Origin of the sequence: Psychrosphaera haliotis, assembly GCF_009728465.1 — a bacterium.
Taxonomy (GTDB): domain Bacteria; phylum Pseudomonadota; class Gammaproteobacteria; order Enterobacterales; family Alteromonadaceae; genus Psychrosphaera; species Psychrosphaera haliotis.
Genome location: NZ_WOCD01000005.1, coordinates 174,330 through 194,098, shown reverse-complemented (window position 1 = coordinate 194,098; position 19,769 = coordinate 174,330). Strand labels below are relative to the sequence as shown.

The 19,769-nt window shown below is 39.7% G+C and carries 17 protein-coding genes and 1 pseudogene; 13 read left to right on the top strand and 5 right to left on the bottom strand.

All coding sequences use genetic code 11. The features are described 5' to 3' along the window. Together GNP35_RS11385 and GNP35_RS11380 are read left to right on the top strand one after the other, a co-directional pair. Window positions 1–504: a DUF1543 domain-containing protein gene (locus GNP35_RS11385; RefSeq protein ID WP_155696232.1), complete on the top strand. Its 504-nt coding sequence runs from the start codon at window positions 1–3 to the stop codon at window positions 502–504. 109 nt (window positions 505–613) lie between these two features. After that, entirely contained in the window at window positions 614–2,692 is a 2,079-nt protein-coding gene (locus GNP35_RS11380) for a M13 family metallopeptidase (protein ID WP_155696231.1), read from the top strand. Window positions 2,693–2,833: 141 nt separating this feature from the next. Here GNP35_RS11380 and GNP35_RS11375 read toward each other — a convergent pair whose 3' ends face one another. The 4 genes and pseudogenes from GNP35_RS11375 to GNP35_RS11360 form a co-directional block, all read right to left on the bottom strand. After that, on the bottom strand, window positions 2,834–3,745 hold the full coding sequence (locus tag GNP35_RS11375; RefSeq protein WP_196492503.1) for a DNA ligase: 912 nt from the start codon (window positions 3,743–3,745) through the stop codon (window positions 2,834–2,836). A gap of 145 nt (window positions 3,746–3,890) precedes the next feature. Continuing rightward, complete coding sequence (locus tag GNP35_RS11370) at window positions 3,891–4,733, bottom strand: hypothetical protein (protein ID WP_196492502.1); 843 nt, start codon at window positions 4,731–4,733, stop codon at window positions 3,891–3,893. 312 nt (window positions 4,734–5,045) lie between these two features. Next, a pseudogene (locus tag GNP35_RS11365) lies at window positions 5,046–7,251 on the bottom strand (S9 family peptidase). Window positions 7,252–7,350: 99 nt separating this feature from the next. Next, entirely contained in the window at window positions 7,351–8,319 is a 969-nt protein-coding gene (locus GNP35_RS11360) for a tRNA1(Val) (adenine(37)-N6)-methyltransferase (protein WP_155696229.1), read from the bottom strand. Between the two features lie 24 nt (window positions 8,320–8,343). Here GNP35_RS11360 and srmB point away from each other — a divergent pair, with 24 nt between their 5' ends. From srmB to arfB, 11 genes are all read left to right on the top strand, one after another. Further along, the gene (gene srmB, locus GNP35_RS11355) at window positions 8,344–9,567 is read left to right on the top strand and encodes an ATP-dependent RNA helicase SrmB (RefSeq protein WP_155696228.1); all 1,224 of its coding nucleotides are present in this window, start codon (window positions 8,344–8,346) and stop codon (window positions 9,565–9,567) included. 138 nt (window positions 9,568–9,705) lie between these two features. Next, window positions 9,706–10,224: a retropepsin-like aspartic protease family protein gene (locus GNP35_RS11350; RefSeq protein WP_155696227.1), complete on the top strand. Its 519-nt coding sequence runs from the start codon at window positions 9,706–9,708 to the stop codon at window positions 10,222–10,224. 76 nt (window positions 10,225–10,300) lie between these two features. Next, complete coding sequence (gene nadC, locus GNP35_RS11345) at window positions 10,301–11,146, top strand: carboxylating nicotinate-nucleotide diphosphorylase (RefSeq protein ID WP_155696226.1); 846 nt, start codon at window positions 10,301–10,303, stop codon at window positions 11,144–11,146. A gap of 270 nt (window positions 11,147–11,416) precedes the next feature. Next, a complete protein-coding gene (locus GNP35_RS11340; protein WP_196492501.1) occupies window positions 11,417–11,914 on the top strand; it encodes a pilin in 498 nt (165 codons plus the stop codon). 277 nt (window positions 11,915–12,191) lie between these two features. After that, complete coding sequence (pilB, locus tag GNP35_RS11335) at window positions 12,192–13,895, top strand: type IV-A pilus assembly ATPase PilB (protein ID WP_155696224.1); 1,704 nt, start codon at window positions 12,192–12,194, stop codon at window positions 13,893–13,895. A 24-nt stretch (window positions 13,896–13,919) separates the two neighbouring features. Then, window positions 13,920–15,155: a type II secretion system F family protein gene (locus GNP35_RS11330; protein WP_155696223.1), complete on the top strand. Its 1,236-nt coding sequence runs from the start codon at window positions 13,920–13,922 to the stop codon at window positions 15,153–15,155. A 78-nt stretch (window positions 15,156–15,233) separates the two neighbouring features. Next, window positions 15,234–16,130, top strand: a complete 897-nt coding sequence (locus tag GNP35_RS11325) for a prepilin peptidase (RefSeq protein WP_196492500.1) — start codon at window positions 15,234–15,236, stop codon at window positions 16,128–16,130. 5 nt (window positions 16,131–16,135) lie between these two features. Next, the gene (coaE, locus tag GNP35_RS11320) at window positions 16,136–16,789 is read left to right on the top strand and encodes a dephospho-CoA kinase (protein WP_155696222.1); all 654 of its coding nucleotides are present in this window, start codon (window positions 16,136–16,138) and stop codon (window positions 16,787–16,789) included. Window positions 16,790–16,849: 60 nt separating this feature from the next. Then, complete coding sequence (locus tag GNP35_RS11315; RefSeq protein ID WP_155696221.1) at window positions 16,850–17,599, top strand: cell division protein ZapD; 750 nt, start codon at window positions 16,850–16,852, stop codon at window positions 17,597–17,599. 11 nt (window positions 17,600–17,610) lie between these two features. Further along, complete coding sequence (gene yacG, locus GNP35_RS11310; RefSeq protein WP_155696220.1) at window positions 17,611–17,841, top strand: DNA gyrase inhibitor YacG; 231 nt, start codon at window positions 17,611–17,613, stop codon at window positions 17,839–17,841. Between the two features lies 1 nt (window position 17,842). Continuing rightward, window positions 17,843–18,256 carry an alternative ribosome rescue aminoacyl-tRNA hydrolase ArfB gene (gene arfB, locus GNP35_RS11305; protein WP_155696219.1) on the top strand — a complete coding sequence of 138 codons (414 nt, stop codon included), beginning with the start codon at window positions 17,843–17,845 and terminating at the stop codon, window positions 18,254–18,256. Between the two features lie 19 nt (window positions 18,257–18,275). Here arfB and GNP35_RS11300 read toward each other — a convergent pair whose 3' ends face one another. Continuing rightward, complete coding sequence (locus GNP35_RS11300; protein WP_155696218.1) at window positions 18,276–19,700, bottom strand: hypothetical protein; 1,425 nt, start codon at window positions 19,698–19,700, stop codon at window positions 18,276–18,278. Window positions 19,701–19,769 lie beyond the last annotated feature (69 nt).

Below are 19,769 nucleotides of genomic sequence, written 5' to 3'. Positions count from 1 at the left end.
ATGAAACTCTTTATGGTTTATTTAGGTGGCTCTGCAGGGCAGTCCAATATTGAAGTCCATGATGTACGATTTGTTGTTGGGAATACTATCGATGACACAATTCCGCAGTTAATTGCTGAGTGGTATGGCAATAGAAAAAATCTACACATTGACTGTTATATGGAAGTAAACCACATAGATGGTTACAAAATAGATATCGCCGACACAAAGTGTTCATCAGGGTTAAAATTATATTTTGTAAACTTAGGCGGATACCAGCCTACAAAGTTTACCGAATTGCATGAGTTTGGTTTGTTTGTGGCAGCCTCAAGTGAAGATGCTAAGCAACAAGCCAAAGCAACTTTGTTAAAAGACTCGGTTATTCCGCATAAAGACAACCTCATGGAAGTGGATGAATGTTTTCCGGTTTCACTATTGGACGGGCAACATTTTGTGCATTTAACTGAATCACCCGGTGGGCAGATTATAAAGCCTGACTGGTTTGGTTATCGCGTTATAACTTAAAGGGTATTACAGGATTTGATTGGCATTCAATTAGAGTCGTTGACTTTGAATTTGCTTTCATTACTCTAGAACTAATTATAAAAAAATAACATGAATTGGGGATTACCACATGAAAAAACTAACTACGGTTGCCGCGGGCGTCGCGTTAGCGTTGGGAGCAATGTCTTTGACAGCTTGCTCACCAAAAACAGAACAAGCATCACAAGAAGTTAAAGTAGAACAACAAGCAGAAAAGCAGTTAACGTCAGGTATTTCACTAGAGAACATGGATACTAATGCTGCTCCACAGGAAGACTTTTACGTATATACCAACGGTACTTGGCTAAAAAACCAAACAATTCCTGCAGACAAGTCTAACTATGGTTCATTTACAAAACTATATGATGATGCTCAGAAAAACCTACGATTAATAATTGAAGAAGCGTCTTCAATGAAAAATGCAGCAGTAGGCAGCGAAGAACAAAAGCTAGGTGATTTCTATAATGCATTTATGGATCAAGAAGGTGCCAATACCAAAGGTGTTGCTCCTCTTAAACCTCTATTTGATGCTATCGACAGCATTAAGTCGCATGACGACGTTGCAGAAACATTTGGTAAGCTATATCGCAAAGGCGTAAGTGGCCCTCTAGGTGGTTATGTTTACAACGACGCTAAAAAGTCTGACCAATACATCTTTTATGTAGGTCAATCAGGTCTTGGTCTTCCAGACCGTGACTACTATTTTAAAGAAGATGAAAAAAGCCAAGCAAACCGTGAAGCCTATGTGGCTTACGTTGGTGATATGTTAGAAATGGCAGGTGTTGAAGATGCTAAAGGTGCAGCAGAACGCATCATGGCACTAGAAACAAAACTAGCTGATAAGATGTGGACTCGTGTTGAAAGCCGCGATGCGAACAAGCGATATAACAAGTATTCTACAGCTGAATTCTCAGAATACATGGGTGACTTTGCATGGGATAAATATGCTGCTGCAATGGGCCTTTCTGCTGAAGAGCTAGTAGCTAGCCAAAACACTTACATGAAAGCCTTAGGCGAAATGTTTAAAGATATTGACGTAGCGACATGGAAAGAATACATGAAGCTTCGCACTTTATCTGAGTATGCTTCACAGCTTTCTTCAGACTTTGAAGATCGTAATTTTGCGTTTTATGGAACAACATTGCGTGGTATTGAAGAACAACAACCTCGCTGGAAAAAAGCCGTATCGGGTGCAAACTCAATTCTAGGCGAAATGCTAGGCAAACTATACGTAGAGAAACACTTTAAGCCAGAAGCTAAAGAGCGTATGGAGCAGCTTGTTCAAAATGTAATTAAAGGTTTTGAAGTAGGCATCAAAGAACTAGAGTGGATGAGTGAAGAAACGAAAGTGGCTGCACTTGAGAAACTATCTAAATTTACGCCAAAAATTGGTTACCCAGATAAGTGGACTGATTACTCTGCATTAGAAATTAAAGCGGGTGACTTAGTAGGTAACTACATCCGTGCAAGCGAATTCGAAATTCAAAAGAATTTAGACAAACTAGGTGGTCCAATTGATAACACAGAGTGGGGCATGACACCTCAAACTGTAAATGCTTATTATAGCCCAGTTAAAAATGAAATCGTTTTCCCAGCAGCAATCCTACAGCCTCCTTTCTTTAACTTAGATGCTGAAGATGCGGTTAACTATGGCGGTATTGGTGCTGTTATCGGTCACGAAATTGGCCATGGTTTTGATGACCAAGGTGCTAAGTACGATGGCGACGGTAACCTAAGAAACTGGTGGACAAAAGCCGACGAAGAAAACTTCCAAGAACGCGGTAAGTTGTTCTCTGAGCAATATAGTGGTTTTGAAGCGCTAGAAGGCGAGTTTGTAAACGGTGACTTAACACTTGGCGAAAACATTGGTGATTTAGGTGGTTTAACTATCGCATTTAAGGCTTATAAAATGTCTTTAAATGGTAAACCATCTCCAGTACTTGATGGTTTCACTGGTGAGCAACGTGTTTTCTTAGGATGGGGACAAGTATGGCGTCGTCTATATCGTGACGAAGAACTTCGTACACGCTTAGTAACAGACCCTCACTCACCTAGTCGCTATCGTGTAAATGGCATTGTTCAAAACATGCCAGAGTTCTACGAAGCGTTTGATGTTAAACCGGGTAATGCTCATTATCTGCCTGAAGAAAAACGCGTTAAAATTTGGTAATAATCTAAATTTTATTTGCCATGAAATAGATTGAATATTATTTCATGTTAAAAGCCCAGCTACTTTGGTTTGAACCCAATAGCTGGGCTTTTTTGTACAGGCGTTAATAACACCCGCAACCCACAGCAAGTTATTGTTGTGTTATAAGTCAGTTCTTATTTTGGAGAATCGCGCAAAGCGAGGTAGCCCAGTTTTGCTAAATCCAGAGTATTCATAAGTAATAACGGCGCCCACTTTGGGTGGAGAACGGCGTTCTTCATCGGTAAAGCCCGAGCCAATTTTAAATATTTGACCTTTATTATTACGAACCCAAAGTGCACCTAACAATCCTTTATATTTCCCTTTTCCTGGTTGGTAAGCCGTTACAACGGCCTCAGCATCATAAAGAGGTTTAACTTTGAATATGTTTTTACTTCGGCCTGCTTCGTAAGTGGCATTCCCTACATTCACCATAATGCCTTCGCCAGCACCTTTTATTACGGAGTTAAAGTAACCTTCAAGCTCTACCTTTGTATCGAAGACCAAATGAGATACTAGCTGCAGCCAAGTTGGAAAGTCAGGTGCTGGACTCGTAGTGTCATCTTCTAGAGTTCGCTCAACATTGGGCAAAGGTTTATTGCGATTGAATAGTTCGAGTAAGCGCTCTTTTCTTTGATAAAACGCCAGATTGTGAATAGGTATATCAAACACCATAAATTTAATCATGCGCCACTCATTGTGATTTGGTTTATGGCGTCTTATGGCTGCTGAAACACTGTCAAAGTTGTTTCGGGATATCCAGAGTTCACCATCAAGTGCTTCGCTAGGGAAGTCCTTTGTGAACCATGACGGCGCATTGATAGTGTTGCCTTGCCGAGTTAAAAAGTGACTGCCAGTCCAATAAGCTCTTACGCCATCGTACTTTTCACTAATATAGAACCCAGACGTGTTATTGGGTAATGACGCCAGCATTTTTGTGCTTGCTAGCATGACTTGGGGAGTAGACTTTGATGCTAATACAACAGGGGCAAAAACAATTATTAAGCAGATAAGCAGTGTAATAAAAAACGGCATTTTCATTCCTTTAAATTAATAATATTCAAAGGTTAGGAGAGGCTCCTAGAAAATGCCGCTGTACTCGATGTTTCTGTACGATCAGTTTTTAGTAACTGTACTTTGAAAATGCTACTTTAAAAAGAACGACTTTAAAATAAGGATCTTAAAAATAACTACCTAAAACAAACGTCCATTCCGTGAACCTAAAGTGTTGCGATGCGCTGTCCGCTTCAAATTCAGTGGTTCTAATATCTGGCATATCTATATAGCCTAATTTAACTTCAGAACGGAAGAAAAACGACTTGTAACTCAATTCTAAACCGCCTTTAATGTGTGTTCCCCAACCTGAAAAGTGGAAGTCATCGTGGCGTTCATTATTAAGCAACGTCGCATTTGTTTTTGGCAACATAACGCCAATACCGCCACCCAGCAGGCTAGAAACAATTAAGTTCTCGCTAAAGTGATGAAGTTGATCAAAGCGCGTCACTTCTGCATTTAGATAATTTAAACCATCTGAGTGTTCAAAAGCTAAGAATGTAACGTCGCCTTCTTCATCTTTGTGTCCAAGATAAAATGGCTCATTGTTATACGTTCCATCAAACTCACTACCTACATTAATTTGGCCAGTGATTTCTGCCGTTTGCTCTTGATCCATGATGTATTTCATATGATCAACACCAAAAGAAACAGAATAATTGTCAGCAAAAAAGTACCCAACTCTAAAGTTAGTTTGTGGGCGAGTCATATCAAAAGGGTTTAAGTACGGGTCTATGCCAATGGTTGAAGGACGATCCGAAGCGCTAATATCGTTTAACTCAAATTTATAATTGTCACCCTCGAGTGTTAAATCTGACGTAGAGTAATAACCGCGGTTCCATCCCCAATAGGCAAAAAACGATCCTTTATCATGGATACCAGGTTCACTTTCAGTTTCTTCAGCTTTAGACGATGGAGACATAACCAAGGATACAAAAACTAAACCAAGAGTGATTAACATTTTAGACATCTAACTTTCCCTTTTGACTGTGTACTTATATTTTAATGAGGCGCTTTGAGCCCTGCGCGAGAGGCAAACATGCTAACTCATATTTAAAAGTCGTGATACTCATAACATAAAATAGTTAGGTGAAAACAAGATAAGCGAAACAAAAAACCAGATAAACGGAACAAGGCGTTACTAGGATGAAAATAGTTAGAACCTAAATAGAAGTAGGTGGAACTGGGTAGAGCCGGACGGAACTAGATAGGCAGGTGTTCAGATATAAAAAAGCCACTACAGAATAGTGGCTTGATTAAGTATTTGTAGTTTCAGGCGAAATTACAGGTTCTTGTCAAAGTAGCGAACGATAGTTTTTGCTAAGTGAAGGCCTGTCTTTTTACCACGAATACTGTGTTTACTGCCTGGGTAAGTCATTACGTCAAACTCTTTACCAAGATCTTGTAAGTGCTTGAATAACTTAGTGGCGTGCGTAAATAATACGTTGTCATCGGCCATGCCGTGATAAATCAATAAGTCGCCTTGTAAGCCATCAGCATACATAAATACGTTACTCTTATCGTAGTCTTTACCATCAACGCCAGGGTGCCCTGCATAACGTTCAGTGTAGTGAGTATCGTATAATGTCCAGTCGGTAACTGGAGCGCCAGAAACGCCTACTTTAAACACATCTGCTGCTTTAAACATGCTCATGATCGTCATGTAACCGCCGTAGCTATGGCCATAAACACCAATGCGTTCTGGGTCTACAAAGTCTAACGTTTTAACGTAATCCATACCTACTAGCTGATCTTTTAATTCAATATCACCTAAGTGCTGGTAAATTGGGTCTTCAAACTTTTTACCACGGTTATAAGAACCTCGGTTATCAAGTTGGAATACCACGTAACCTTTTTGAACTAAATGTTGAAGAATAAAATTACGGCTGCTCCAGCTATTTGTTACTAACTGCGCATGTGGACCGCCATATACATAATTTACAACTGGGCGTTTACCTTTAAAGCCTTGTGGTTCAAAGATTCTGTAATGAAGGGTTTGGCCATCTTCAGCCGTTAACGTACCAAAACGAGGTTTCACCCAATCCGAAAGGTATGGATATAAAGCATGTTGCTTATTAACCTGGTTTTGTTCCATCCACGTTAGCATTTCGCCAGTGGCTTTATGCAAACTTACTTGAGTTGGTTGTGCAGTATTTGAATATGAATCTAAGTAAATACTAGAGTCTTTAGAGAAGGTGATGTTGTGGAAACCACTTCGCTTAGATACACGAGTAATGTCTTGTGGTTTGTTTAGGTTTACCTTGTATAAGTGACGCTCAGTTGGCGTGTCTTTACGGCCTGTAAAATAAACATCGCCAGTATTTTTATCAACGCCTTCTAAAGCATCTACAATCCACTCGCCTTTAGTAAGCTGAGCTTGTAGCTTGCCATTGTAATCATAGTGGTAAATATGTTGGAAACCATCGCGCTCAGATGCCCATAAAAAGCTATCGTCTAGGTAAACTAGAGCTTCATGAAGGTTAATCCAAGTATCAGATTGTTCAGTAATGGCGACTGTTTGTTTTAGAGAATCACGTTCAACAAAACGAAGCTCTAATTTATGCTGCTTTCTGTTCTGCCATTGGTAGCTAAACGTTTTGCTTGTAGGTAACCATTTGCCGCGAGTAATGTAGATGTCTTTCTCAGCGCCTAAATCAACCCAACGAATAGCACTTTCAGACTTAGATACGTCTAATAAACCCAGTTCGATGTTCACGTTATTTGTACCAGCAAATGGGTAACGTTGGTTAAATAGCTTGATGCTGTCGGCGTAAATTTCATTACGAGTTGCAACTTGAACTGGCGTTGTATCTACTTTTGTTAATGCGATTGTAGACTCATCAGGTGCCCACCAGTAACCAGTCATGCGGCCCATTTCTTCTTGAGCAACAAATTCCGCCATCGCGAATTTAGTCGTATCGCCACCGCTTGTTGTAAGGGCTCTTGTTTTACCGGTTTTAATTTCAATTAAATATAAGTTTTGGTCACGAACAAAAGAAACAAAAGTGCCTTTAGGCGAAAACTTAACGTCGGTAGCAAAACCTTCACCGTTAGTTAGCTTTTTCGCTTTTTCCGAAACCTAGCTTAAAGTAAAAGATGTCGCCATTTAATGGAAACAATAAAGCGGTGCCGTCTGCTGAGAATGTATATTCTAGAATGCCTTTACCAAAAATACGTTGGCGTTCACGACGCGCTTTTTCTTCATCCGACAAGTTTTCAGGGCCAGAATATAAAGCTTCTGAGTCAACTAGCATTGAGCGCTTGCCAGTTTCTACATTGTATTGCCAAAGGTCAAAACGGTTGTAGTCGTTTTCACGGGCTTGAATGTAAGTAGCGCGTTGTCCGTCAGGTGAAAGTTTTAATTTACGAGGCGCCGTTCCAGATAATGAAGGATCGTCATAAATTCGTTCGAGTGTTAGTTTTTCAGCATGTGCTGTAGAGCAAAAAGCAACAGCTAATGCACATAGGGTGTTAATGAGTTTTTTCATATTATTTTCTTATCGTTAACAGATTAACAAATAGAGCCGCAAAGCTCTGAGGTAGGGCAATAATGCCAGAAGATGGTAAGCGATTAAATAGAAGGTGGTTTAATCGGACATTTTTAGATAAAAAGCACGGCACAAATTTGTAAACTTAGCGCTATATTTGCCATTTTCATCACGAATAATGACTTCATCAACATCAACATCAACATCAACATCAACATCAACATCAACATCAACGTTTTCCGCAGGGAGATGTAAGTTTGTGTTGTTATGGCCTTCAAAAGAACCAGTTTTTAAACCAAGCTTTATCAATGTTCTTGAAGGTGCTTTATTTGGCGTTGTTTTCACGTAAGTAAGCGCAAGCTTTTTAAAGGCCAAGTCGGCGGCAAGGCTTAAGAAAGTAAGTGCTTCATCGCAGGGCAAAATTAATTCAAAGGTGCCGTTGTCTTTTAGACGACTTTTTACGACGGCTAGCAAATCCCTAAACGGCAAACTGTCATTATGCCTAGCTTTATTCCTGGCATTATCACCGCCAATGAGTGAGTCAGTAAAATAAGGCGGATTGCATACAATCAAATCAAACTTGTCAGTGGTTTGTTCATTCCAACTTCGGATATCGTCATTAACAACATTTAATAAGTTGTTCCAGGGACTTTGGGCAAAATTAAACGAAGCTTGGTTCGCAGCAAGTTGATCTAACTCAACGGCAGTAATACTGATATCTGTGGCGCTAGTGTCACTTTCCAAGCTCCCTTGTGATTCATGGTTGTTGGGGGTTTTGCTGTTTTGATCTGTTTTGTTTGATTGTTGTTCTTGTAAACGTTGCGTTAACATCAAAGACAACAAGCCCGTGCCGGTACCAATATCCAATACTTTTTTAGTATTTGGGGTGATAGAAGCCCAAGCGCCTAATAAAATGCCGTCAGTACTTACTTTCATTGCGCATTGGTCGTGCCAAACACTGAATTGTTTAAATCGAAAGTGAGGTTTTGCCAACATGGTCAATTTTAGGCTATCCGTTAAGTGTGAATTTCCGCTATAATAACAAATCTCTGTCTGTTCCCAAGACATTAGCGTAAACAACTCGGAAATTGCATGACATTTAGTGAATTTGATTTAGACAGCCGTTTAGAAAAAGGGATCCATTCCCTAGGCTACGTAAAACCTACAAAAGTACAACAATCGGCAATTCCCGAAGCGCTAGAAGGTCTTGATATATTAGCCAGTGCACCAACAGGTACTGGTAAAACAGCAGCATTTTTAATTCCAGCAATTCAATACCTATTGGACTTCCCAAGAAATGCCCCAGGTTTTGCGCGCGTTATGGTTTTAGCACCTACTCGTGAATTAGCGTATCAAATTCATGAAGTAGCAGAAGGCTTATGTAGTTTTACTGATCTTAAAATCGGCGTTATCACAGGTGGTATTAACTACGGAAGCCATAAAGATATTCTAGAGAAGAACAACGACATTCTAATCTCTACGCCAGGTCGCTTAATGGAATACATGGACGCAGAAACTTTCCACTGTGAAAACGTAGAAATTTTAGTATTGGATGAAGCTGACCGCATGTTGGACATGGGTTTCAGAAACTTCATGAGCCGTATTGCTGAAGAATCTCGAAATCGTAAACAAGCGATGTTATTTAGCGCCACGCTGGAAGGTAGAGGCATTATTGAGTTCTCTAACCAAGTATTAACGGAAGCGGCGCGGGTTGACTGTGATGCACCTCGTCGTGAACGCGGAAAAATAGTTGAGTGGACACATTTAGCAGACAGCAACGATCATAAACTTGCGTTGTTAATGCACTACTTAAAGCAAGAAGAAGTTCAAAAGTCTATTATCTTTGTAAAAACACGTGACAGACTAGACGCGCTTGTTAAAGATTTACAAAGCGAAGGTATCTACGCGACATATTTACAAGGTGAAATGCCGCAAGACCGTCGAATGAAAGCTATCGACAAAATGAAAAACGGTCGAGCAAAAGTATTAGTCGCTACAGACGTTGCAGCGCGAGGGTTAGATATCAACGATATTACTCACGTTTTTAACTTTGATATGCCTAGAACAGCTGATGTTTATGTTCACCGTATTGGCCGGACAGCACGAGCTGGCGCAAAAGGTTTTGCTATTAGCTTAATAGAAGCGCATGAAATGGGCATTCTTAAAAAAGTAGAGCGTTACACTGACCAAGTGTTTAAGCACAGAAAAGTAGCCGGACTTGAACCAAAGAATAAAGAAGCGAAAGTACCTGCTAAAAAGAAAAAGCCACATAAGAAAAAGCTCGCAAAAGCGAACGCAAAAAAATCGAAGAAGTGATTTGAGTCGTATTTAACGAACAACTTTTAACTAGAGCGCTGAAAAATAGAGTTCTAAAAAGTATTAAGAACAACACTGAATTGTAGTAAGTTTCTTAAATGTTATTGTTAAATATGACCGTTATAAATAGGGAAAACCATGAGCTCAGACAATATAAAAATAGGTAAGCAGTTTTCAGTAATTTTCTGGATTTTATTTTTAGTTGTCGGTTATTGGTTTTTCTCTGACCAGCTTGAATCACAGCAAAATCCAAATCAACAACCTGTTAGCTTTGTTAATGGCTCAACCAGCACGCTTGTTTTAAAACGAAATAGGCAAGGTCATTATGTTACCTCAGGTTACATTAACGGGCAGCCGGTGACCTTTTTATTAGATACGGGCGCAACTGATGTGGCCGTTCCTGAATACATAGCAAGTTCGATTGGCCTGCAAAGGGGTCAATCAGTAAGAGTTGGTACCGCTAATGGCTCTGCAGTCGCTTATCGAACTGAAATTAATGAGCTTAAAATTGGCGAGCTAAGACTTCGTGACCTTAGGGCTTCAATTCTTCCAGGAATGAAGTCAGATCAAGTATTACTAGGTATGAGCGCCCTAAAACAAGTGGCTTTTTCTCAGTCTGGTGACGAGCTCACCATCCAATTTAATCAGCCTTATTGATTAACCTAATTTAATAGCACTAAATTAAACTAAATCTATTTCACCTTATTTATTGAGTACACATTAGGATACAAGAATGTATAAGTCGTTAATTCCTCAACAAGTTTCACAAGCATTACTTGAAGACTTAGATAATAAAGATGCCTCTGCGGACATTACCGCGCAACTTATCCCTGCCGAAGCTCAAGCTACAGGTCAGGTAATTACTCGCCAATCAGCAGTAGTTTGTGGTGTTGAATGGGTGAATGAAACGTGCAAGCAAGTTGATGAAAAAATTAAAGTGACTTGGTTAGTGAAAGACGGCGACCATGTTGATCCTAATCAGGCGTTATTTTCGTTTTCAGGCCCTGCTAGAGCAATTTTAACTGCTGAGCGCACAGCATTAAACTTCTTACAAACCTTGTCAGCTACAGCTACTTCTACGTTTAATTACGTCAAAGCTGTCAAAGACTTAGGTAGCAAAACTGAAATCCTAGATACCCGTAAAACAATACCTGGGCTACGTTTAGCACAAAAATATGCAGTTACTTGTGGTGGCGGTAAAAATCATCGTATTGGCTTATTTGATGCCTACCTAATTAAAGAGAATCACCTCCAAGCCGCTGGTGGCATTGATGCCGCTGTAAGTCAGGCCAAACAACTTAACCCTGGCAAACCTATTGAAGTTGAAGTTGAGTCTATAAATGAACTTCAACAAGCGATGAATGCCGGCGCTGATATCGTGATGCTCGACAACTTTAGTGTTGAAGAAACAAAGCAAGCGGTGGCATTAGCAAATGGCCAAGTGAAATTAGAAGCTTCGGGTAATATGGATGGTGAAAAATTTAAGTCGTATGCGGCCCTAAATGTAGATTATATTTCTATTGGCGGTTTAACAAAACATATTGATGCTATAGACTTATCCATGAGATTTAACGACTAAAGTGCTCATTTGTACCAATTTTGGCTTGCATTTAAGTACATAAATAGTGTAAAAATCTCACTGACTGGTTTTCGTGTTCGCAATTGATGTAGTGTTGAATGCAAATTTAGTAAATCTGTCGATAAATTATTAGTGATGAAAAAGCGTCCTTAGATTAAAGGTTTTGCGCGTTGAATTAAATTGCATCTTGTAATTTGATTGAAGTGAGTCACAATGGAAACAATTTTAAACAATAATAATTTCATTAAAATACATATCAGGAGTATGAATATGAAAAACCGTCAACAAAAAGGTTTTACCTTAATTGAATTAATGATCGTAATCGCGATCATCGGTATATTGGCATCGGTAGCGGTTCCTCAATACCAGTCCTACACTTTACGTACTGAAGCAACGACATCAGTAGCAGCGAGTATGCGCCCAGTTCAAAACGCAATTTCTGAATTTGCTGCGCTAAACAACGCGCTACCATCAAGCACAGATGATCTTGAAGATGTAGGCTACGTTGATTCTGCAGGTGCTAAGTATGCAGCATTAACAGATGTTGGTGGTTCAGGTGATATTGATAAAATAGCGTTGGCAGCTCCTTCTGCAGCATCAGGAGATGCAACTCAATTAATGACAATCACATTTACAAGTGGAGCTGATGAGCCAGCAGAATTTGCAGGTAAAACTGTAGTTATAACTGCTACTTTATCTTCAGGTGTTGTTTCTTATGCTGTAACCGGTGGAACTCTAGCTGCTCAATACCGTCCTCGTATCGGCTAATTATATTTAATAACCTCGCCTTTAATCTAAAGGTCTAGGTTACGTTCCAAAAGGTCACTCCGGTGGCCTTTTTTGATCGTGAAATTCGAGTGTTTACTCCAAAATTAAAGTGCTTGGCGGAAAATTAAATCCATTAAAAAGAGAAACTTTAAATCTATACCTTAAATGCGCTAAAAACCTCACTAAATCCCTAATTCCTTTTAAGAAACGGTTGCTACCAAACGTTATACACTACATAATCTTAAGTAATAATAATCAGGATTAGTTTATTTAAGATATGCCAAATTCATACAAAGGTGCGTTGTTACGTCAGCTTTTAAGCCATCAACTGATTTCGGATGAAGACGTTGAAAAGGCACAACAAAATCGAAAACAATATCACTCTATGCCCGAAACCTTGGTGGCAGAGAACATTGTTAGTGCCGAAAACCTAGTACTCTTTGTTAGTCAACGTTTTGGTGTTTCTCGCTTTGACATAAGTCAGTTTGATATTGCCACTATTCCTGATGATGTAAAAAATGAAAAACTAGTTTCAAAACATCAAGTTTTACCTGTTGCAAAAAAAGGCCGCACGTTATTTTTAGCGACAAGCGATCCTACCGACGTTTCCGCCCAAGAAGACTTTGAGTTCAATACCGGTCTGCAAACTGAGTTTGTTGTATGCGAACCAGGCCCACTTGCTGAAATGATACACAAAGCATTTTCTTCGTTGGAAGAAGGCTTAGGTGTTGATGAAAGTGACATGCTGGAACTTGCGGACTTGGAAACCGAATCTATTGATTCAAACCAAGATAATGCCGACGAAGACGGTTCTGATGATGCCCCGATAGTTGTTTATATTAATAAAATTCTTATGGATGCCATTCGCAAAGGCGCATCGGATTTACACTTCGAACCTTATGAAAAAGAATATCGAATTCGTTTTCGTGTAGACGGAATTTTAACAGAAGTAGCAAAACCGCCAACGGCATTAGCAGGGCGTTTATCAGCGCGTATTAAAGTCATATCAAACTTAGATATAGCAGAAAAGCGTAAGCCTCAAGATGGTCGTATAAAGCTAAAAATATCAGCTAAGAAGTCCATTGATTTTCGTGTCAGTACGCTACCTACTATCTGGGGCGAAAAAGTAGTAATGCGTATCTTAGATTCGTCGAGTGCTATGTTAGGCATCGACGTATTAGGTTACGAAGAAGAACAAAAACGACTTTATATGGAAGCGCTAGAACAGCCGCAAGGGATGATTTTAGTTACTGGGCCAACGGGTTCAGGTAAAACCGTTTCTTTGTATACAGGCTTAAATATACTAAATACCCCTGAGCGAAATATCTCTACCGCGGAAGACCCAGTTGAAATAAACCTTTCGGGTATTAACCAAGTTCAAATGAACGTCAAAGCTGGATTAGACTTTGCCTCCGCTCTAAAAGCCTTTTTACGTCAAGATCCAGATATCATCATGGTAGGTGAAATTCGAGATTTAGAAACTGCCGAAATTTCAATAAAGGCCGCGCAAACAGGTCACTTGGTTTTATCTACTCTGCATACCAACTCGGCTCCAGAAACTCTCACGCGTTTGGCTAACATGGGCGTTCCGGCTTACAACATCGCCAGTTCGGTATCGCTTATAATTGCGCAGCGTCTTGCTCGTCGCTTATGTTCAAAATGTAAAGAACCAGAAACTGACCTTCCAGAAGTAGAATTGCTAAAAGAAGGCTTTACTGAAGAACAAATTAATACCATGACCTTGTTCAAACCTATTGGCTGCAACGACTGCACAAATGGTTATAAAGGGCGTGTAGGTATTTACGAAGTTCTAAAACTAAGCGAAAGAATGCGAACTATTATCATGGAAGGTGGTAACTCGTTGGATATAGCCAAACAAGCCGCGGCTGAAGGTATGAATGACCTTCGTAAGTCTGGGCTTATTAAAGCGGCGTCTGGCATGACAAGTTTATCTGAAGTTAACCGCGTAACAAATTCTTAACCAATGGATTATTAAGCGAAAATTATGGCAGAGAATAACAAGAAAAAAGTCGCTAAAAAGCAAATTGCCTACGTTTATGAAGGTCTAAACCGTCGTGGTGGAAAGATCAAAGGTGATATGTTTGCCATGTCGCCGACTGAAGCCAAAGGAATGCTTAAAAAGCAGGGCATCACACCGACAAAAGTTAGAAAAAAACCAACACCATTATTTGGTTCAGGCAACAAGCCTATAGACAGCAAAGATATTGCTGTATTTACCCGCCAGGTAGCGACAATGCTAACGGCGGGTGTGCCATTGGTACAGTCATTAGAAATGATTGCCAAAGGAGCGGAGAAGGCGAACTTACAGAAATTAGTTAACGACGTGTTATTGCACGTCCAGTCGGGTTCACCGGTAGCGGACGCACTAAGAACTCAACCTAAATACTTTGATGACCTGTACTGCGATTTAGTGGAGTCTGGAGAAAAGTCTGGCGCACTTGATAGTATATTTGATCGTATTGCGGTTTATAAAGAAAAGTCAGAAGCGTTAAAGTCTAAAATCAAAAAAGCCATGACCTACCCAATTGCTATTTTAGCTATCTCATTCATTGTTGTTGGTATTTTATTGGTTTACGTAATCCCGAGCTTTGAAGATATTTTTGCTAGTTTTGGGGCTGAATTACCAGCGCCAACACAAATGGCTATCGCGGCGTCTAAAGTTGCGCAAGATTATTGGATTTATGTTGTCGCCGGGATTATTGCCGGGATTTATCTATTTAAACGCGCGCTTCGTACCAATAAGCGATTTGCAGATTCCATGGACGCGTTGTTATTAAAAGCGCCGATTGTAGGTAACATTGTGAACAAAGGGGCGATTGCACGTTATGCCCGAACGTTATCTACCACCTTTGCTGCAGGTGTTCCGCTTCACGAGGCACTAAATTCTGCTGCTGGCGCGTCAGGCAATGCCGTTTATAAACGAGCTATTCAAGAAATCAAAGCGGATGTATCAGCGGGTAATATGATGCATGTTGCAATGCGAACAACTGACTTGTTTCCAGACATGGTGACTCAAATGGTGTCTATTGGTGAAGAGTCAGGTGCGCTTGATACCATGTTAGAGCGAGTGGCTAATGTGTATGAGCAAGAAGTAGATGACGCGGTAGATGGTATTACAGCACTTATAGAGCCTTTTATAATGGTATTTTTGGGTACCGTTATTGGTGGTTTAATAGTTGTAATGTATCTACCAATCTTCCAAATGGGTAATGCCGTTTAATTTTTAAAAGCCGCCTGGAGGATTAACTCCGGGTTGGCCGTTTCTTTTCAATAAATCAGTGAGTAGAAGACACCATTCATGTTTGATCAATTTTTCTATTTAATGGAGCATTCAACTCCATTCTTAATTACCGTTGTGACTATTTTGTCTTTGTTAGTGGGCAGTTTTTTAAACGTGGTGATATACCGCTTGCCCGTTATGATGGAAAAACAATGGGCTTGTGAGTGTCGTGAGTTACTTGAAGATGAATTAAAAAAAACCAAACAGTCTCAGCAACAATCCGCCAAAGATGCTCAGTTTAATTTGGTAAAACCAGACTCACATTGTCCATCGTGTAATGCGCCGGTAAAAGCTTGGCAGAACATTCCGGTAATTAGCTACCTACTTCTAAAAGGTAAGTGTGCAAGCTGCTCAACACCAATTTCTTTGCGTTACCCAGCTATCGAACTGCTAACCGCTATTGCTTCAGCTGTAGTCGCCGTAAAATTTGGCTATTCATTACAGACTTTAATTTTAGTGCCACTCACATGGGTTTTCATCAGCCTTATTTTTATCGACATTGATAAAATGTTACTGCCGGATCAGTTAACTCTACCGCTATTGTGGTTGGTATTAATGAGCTCGGTTTGGGACGTGTTTTTAACGCCGAAGTGGACAATTATAGGCGCCGCGTCTGGTTATCTCGCTTTGTGGTTTGTTTATTGGGGCTTTAAACTCCTAACTGGCAAAGAAGGTATGGGTTTTGGTGACTTTAAATTGCTCGCGGTGATTGGCGCTGTTGTTGGCATTGTTAAACTACCAATGGTTATTTTATTGTCCTCTGCAGTAGGTGCTGTCATTGGTTTATCAATGATGGCTTTTGGCGATAAGACTAAAAATTCACAAATTCCTTTTGGCCCATACTTAGCCATCGCAGGTTGGATAACAATGTTGTGGGGCGATGAAATGCTTAATGCTTATTTAGGGTTTATGTAATTTATATGTCGGATAATGCATTAGAAACCGAATTTTCTGATCTACTTTTTTATATAAAAGATAAACTCATTATTGGCTTAACGGGCGGAATAGGCTCTGGGAAAACCGCAGCCAGCGATCATTTTATGAAACTGGGTGTCGACATTGTTGATGCGGATGTTATTGCCCGTGAAATAGTTAAACCAAATAGTAAGACCTTAAGTAAAGTTGCAGAACAATTTGGTGCAGATATTTTATTAGAAAACGGTGAGCTGAACCGAGCAAAACTGCGCGAGCGAATTTTCACCAATGATGATGATAAACAAGCGCTAAACAGCATAATGCAACCCGCTATTAGATACGCATTACTTGAGCAGTTAAACAAAGCACGCTCTGAGTATGTAATTTTGTCTGCACCGCTACTATTCGAAAACGGCTTAGAAAAGTATTGCCAGCGAGTACTTGTGGTTGATGTTCCAGTAGAAACTCAACTACAAAGAGCCAGTAGTCGAGATACGGTATCGAGTAATCATATCCAATCTATAATAGATAGTCAGATAGATAGAACCACGAGGCTGTCGAAAGCGGATGATGTTATCGATAATTCTGCAGATTTGACGCATTTATACAAACAAGTAACTCAATTACATAATAAATATTTGACACTAGCGGTTGGTTAACCCATATTGGTTCAATATGTAGCCAGTTGGACCTAAAACAATAATAAAGTACGGTTAACCATGAATTCTGTTGTTTACGAACACCCATTAAATGAAAAAGTTAGACTGCTTATGCGGTTGGAACTGCTGTTTACACAATTATCAACGCATCAAGACGTAAGTGATCAAATTCATATACAGCCCTTTTTTAACTCTTTGTTTGGAACAATTGAAGTTTTAGAGCGGAACGACATTCGCGGCACATTAACTTACTACTTAGATTTACTCGAAAAGAGCATGTTGCGCTGGTCTGCGCATCCAGAAATTCATAATGAATCATTACAAAAAAATCTGAAAGAAACTATCAACTTACAGTCTCAAATTTCCAAAATGAGTAAAGCTTGTCAGGTTCTAAAAGAAGATAAATTTTTAGCCAGTTTACGACAACGTTTTGGAATTGCTGGTGGTACATGTGATTTTGATTTGCCACAATTTCACTATTGGCGTTTAAAGCCGATAGAACAGCGCCAAGAAGATATAAAAAAGTGGCTACAAGTGTTAGCGCCACTAGAACAAGCGTTAAACTTTTCGTTGTTGTTTATTCGTGAATCCGCAGAGTTTTCTGTGCAACAAGCACCAAATGGCTTTTACCAAGACAGCTGCAGCGATAATATTTCATTACTTCGCGTCAAATACGATCCTGAACTAGGCTACTTCCCTACTGTTAGTGGTAGCACTCGCCGCTTTGCTATTAGCTTTATGCGACCGGATAAAAGTTCTGTAAAAACTTCAGTCAATGATACAATCACGTTTGAACTAGCAAACTGCTGATTAGGTAATCCATGACAACAAAAGTTAACTGTCCTACATGTGACACTAAAGTCACGTGGGAACCTGCATCTGAATTTCGTCCATTTTGCAGCAAACGCTGCCAACTAATTGATCTTGGTGAGTGGGCTAGCGAATCAAATAGAATCGCTGAGTCTCCATTAGTTTCGTCAATGTCGGAGTCAGAATTGGATCAAGTTGAACGTTTATTAGAACAACGTTCTCAAGACTATTTAAATTCTTAATATGATACAAATTAATGAAAATGTAAGCCTTGCTGACAACGAAGTCGAAATTCATGCGATTCGTGCTCAAGGGGCTGGTGGGCAAAACGTCAATAAAGTTTCGTCGGCTATTCATCTTCGCTTTGATATAAAAGCATCAAGTCTGCCACTGTTTTACAAAGAAAGATTGCTGACGATGAAAGATTCGCGTGTGACTAAAGACGGTGAGTTGATCATTAAGTCTCAGCAAAGTCGTACGCAAGCGCAAAATCGTGAAACGGCAATTGAACGTTTAGTAGAAACAATCCGCTCAGCGATTAAAACATTGCCGCCACGTAAGCCAACTAAGCCGACTCGTTCGTCGCAGCGTAAACGATTAGACAGCAAAACCAAACATGCTCAAATCAAAAAGGCGAGAGGCCGAGTGGACTTTTAAAGTTTCACAAAACCTGTACTTAGTTTTTTCTCATGGCGTTGTCACGACGCCAAAAAGTATCTTGGTTTATTTCTATTTCCCATACTTCTGCAGGGTTCCAAGTATATCCTCTAGGAAATTGCTTAGCATAAAAGGCAGCGCCAAAGTCAGAGTTCTTTCTAGCCTCATGATTTAGCAAGTTGTAATCAAAAGTAATAAGTGCCTGAGAAAAATCATCGTACTTTATTTGGCGACGAGTGATTTGCTTCACAATTGCAGAGTTGTATTCGTTTGGACTCATGCCAATCACAATAGCGCGCTCTGGCTGACCTGTTTCTTTTGAAATAAAGTATATTCCAGCCCCTAACGGATACTGCCCAACTAGCTTCAAAAAAACCTTTGCGAAAGAGGCATGAATTAAACCTTTTTCAATCCCACTTTTTATAATGTCGTAGGCTTTATAAATAATCGAATAGTCGTGTTTGGGCTTAGTAGATAACAAAAATGATGCGTAAATCATTGGTATTCTAAGCAAGTTACCCATAGCATTAGATGGTTTTATATAGTTGTCTAAAATTGATTCCATCAAATCATAACGAGCCATTGCGTTTTGGTAATCATCCGCTTGTTGGTTATGAAAGGCTTCTTTGTCTGGTTTGCCCAAGCCAAACTCAATATACTTTTTAGTATTCGAAAAAATAACACTGATTAAAGCTTGGCGTTCTTTGTCACCCAGTAAACGGTATCGGTTTCCTTTGTAAAAGGCATCGGCTTCAAGGCTGTAGCTGCCTATCTGGTGTAGCAGAGCAGCGCTAACGATAGGTCTCAATACTTCTTTTATATAAACATTAAGCATTTCAGGATCTGGCTCTTTTACCTCTTCATTGTCTGCCTGCTCAATCATTCTGGGCACGAGCGCAACAATTCGTTCATCATCGATTAATTTATCTTTAATCAATTGATGGAATAAACAAATAGACCAAGCCGCTATGTATATAGGTTTGTTTTTTTCATTACTTGGACATCTAGAGTGAGATTGCGGTAAAGGCGATCGTAATACCAAAGAAGTAATAAACTTATTAGCGTCTTTTTCATTAAGGGTATTTTCAATGATGAGATCTGCAAGCTCATTCACCATTAATGTTCGTCGTCTAAAGCCGCCTAGTATTTTAGGCTCTAATGAATTTACCGTTGCTTTAGATTTATCAACAATATTTTGTAATTCACCAAGGTATAACTCAGTGTCTGACTGATCTTTAATCGCAGGGTAATAGCCGTTGGCCTTTTCAAACGCAACGATAGTTTCAAGCTGATTGTGCGCTTCGTTTAGTCGGTCAAGTTCACGCTGGTAAGTTAGAACCGTGTCATCAAACTCTGCATAGAATTGTTGTGCGTCGCTGATTAAGGCTAAATACTTATTTTTCACTTGTTTCAATACATCGGTGATGAACAACGGTGAAGCCATTAACAATCCTTAAAAAGCTATATTTTATAAGCGGTTAAGCGCTTATCTATTTTTAGTACATTTATTTTC